The following is a 2,319-nucleotide window of genomic DNA, read 5'->3' as shown; positions in this document are numbered from 1 at the left end:
AACTTCGTCAAACCCGGTGTGGGAGAGACGACACGGGTGCTGCTGCGGCGTGTGCCGTGGAAGGTTCTCGTGCGCGAGGCCGACGCCCCCGAACACGCGCACATCCGGATGCTCGCCGCAGCGCGCGGTGTCCCGGTCGTGGAAATCCCCGACCTCGCCTATTCCTGCATGGGCCTGATCAAGGACCTGCCGTGACCACCGCGCTGATCGCCTCGGACCTCGACCGCACCCTGATCTATTCGCGGGCGGCGATGACGCGGGCCCAGTTCGACCGCGACGATCTGCTGTGCGTCGAGTACCACAAGGGCGCCCCGCTGTCGTACCTGACGGAAACGTCCGCGCAGCGCCTGCGGGAGCTGAGCACGACCGCACAACTCGTCCCGACGACGACCCGCACCCCGGCGCAGTTCCGGCGCATCGCGCTGCCGGGCGGGCCGTGGCGGTACGCGATCACCAGCAACGGTGGCGCGATCCTCGTCGACGGCGAACCGGACCCCGCCTGGCGCGAAGGGCTCGACCGCGCGGTGTGGGCCGGCGGCGCCGGGCTCGACGAGGTGCTCACCGCGCTGCGGGCGCGTATCTCACCGGACTGGGTGCGCAAGCTGCGGATCGCCGACGACCTGTTCTGCTATCTCGTCGTCGACGTGGACGCGCAGCCCGCCGACTTCCTCGTCGAATGGGACGAGTGGTGCCGCGCGCGTGGCTGGGGTGCGTCTCAGCAGGGCCGGAAGATCTACACGGTCCCGGACAGCGTGTGCAAGAGCCACGCGGTCGCCGAGGTGCACCGTCGGCTCGTGGCCGACGGGGTGCTCAGCGAGGACTCGCCGGTGTTCGCCGCGGGCGACGGCGCACTCGACGCCCCGATGCTCGAGGCGGCCGACGCCGCGATCCGTCCGTGTCACGGGGAACTCGAGGCGCTGAACTGGCAGCATCCGACCGTCGCCGTCACCGAGGAGTCGGGTGTCTCCGCCGGCGAGGAGATCCTCGCCTGGTTTGCCGGTTCCACCCGGATCCCGTCCGGTTCGTAGAGTGGGACCGAACTCGACCGATCCCAACCGAGTGCCGCCTTCGGCACGCCTATCCAGTGAGGACGATTGACGTGACCACTTCGCTCGCCAAGGGCCAGAACGGCCCGATCACCGCCTCCGACGTGGTCGTCTCGCTCGAGCTGACCACTCCGGCCGACCTGTCCGCTCTGCTGGTGAAGGCCGACGGCAAGGTCCGGTCGGACGCCGACTTCGTGTTCTTCAACCAGCCCACCGGTCCGGGCGTGCGTCTGGTTCCCGGTGCTCCGGGGCAGGCGGCGTCCCTGGCGGTGTCGCTCGGTGCGGTCCCCGCCGACATCGAACAGGTCCGTGCCGTGATCACCCTCGACGACGCGTCGAGCACCTTCGGGCAGTTCGCGCCGCCCACCGCGCGGGTCTCCGACGCCACCGGCGCGGTGCTGTACGAGTACCGGATCGAGGGCCTGAGCAGCGAATCGATCGTCATCGCTCTCGAGCTGTACCGCCGCCAGGGTGCGTGGAAGGTCCGGGCCGTGGGGCAGGGCTACGCCGGTGGTTTCGCCGCGCTGGTCACCGACCACGGGGTGTCGGTCGACGATGCACCCGCCGCCCTGGCCCCGGCCCCGGCACCGCAGCCCGTCCAGTCGGCACCGCAGCCCGCAGCTCCCCAGCCGTACGCCCAGCCGGCGGCGCCCCAACCGCAGTACGCGCAGCCCCAGTACACGCAGCCCGCACCTCCCCAGCCGTACGGTCAGCCGGCACCCGCGCCGCAGTACCCGCAGACCGCGCCTCCCCAGCCCTACGGGCAGCCCACGCCCGCCCAGCAGGTCCCTGCGCCGGCCGCTCCTCCCGCCGAGGTGAGTCTCACCAAGAACCGCCCGGTCAGCCTGGTCAAGGGCCAGAAGGTGACCTTGCGCAAGGAGGGCGGCGTCGCGCTGACGTTCCTGCGCATGGGCCTCGGATGGGATCCGGTCGAGAAGCGCGGCCTGTTCGGCAACCGCTCGGTGGACATCGACCTCGACGCCTCGGCGGTCCTGTTCGCCGACCACAACATCGTCGACGTCGCGTACTACGGACAGTTGACGTCGAAGGACGGATCCATCCAGCACCAGGGCGACAACCTCACCGGTGAGGGCGCCGGTGACGACGAGGTCGTGCTCGTCGACCTGACGCGGATCCCGCCGCACGTCAACACCGTGATGTTCATCGTCACCTCGTACAAAGGCCACACGTTCGAGCAGGTCAGGAACGCGTTCTGCCGCCTCGTGGACGGCACCACCAACGCCGAGCTGGCCCGCTACACGCTGCAGGGCGG

The 2,319-nt window shown here is 70.5% G+C and carries 3 protein-coding genes; all 3 read left to right on the top strand.

Annotation, left to right across the window (positions count from 1 at the left end; all coding sequences use genetic code 11):
• Nucleotides 1–195, top strand: a 195-nt coding sequence (locus tag I0Q12_RS32110; protein ID WP_307846053.1) for an RNA-binding protein, incomplete at its 5' end; no start/stop codon positions are given.
• A 56-nt stretch (nt 196–251) separates the two neighbouring features.
• A complete protein-coding gene (locus I0Q12_RS06005; protein ID WP_231610112.1) occupies nt 252–1,028 on the top strand; it encodes an HAD family hydrolase in 777 nt (258 codons plus the stop codon).
• Nucleotides 1,029–1,099: 71 nt separating this feature from the next.
• Nucleotides 1,100–2,319, top strand: a 1,220-nt coding sequence (locus tag I0Q12_RS06000) for a TerD family protein (protein WP_307846070.1), incomplete at its 3' end; no start/stop codon positions are given.

This window comes from Rhodococcus sp. CX (assembly GCF_015865005.1).
Lineage (GTDB): Bacteria > Actinomycetota > Actinomycetes > Mycobacteriales > Mycobacteriaceae > Rhodococcus.
This window is presented reverse-complemented; position numbering and strand designations above follow the sequence as displayed.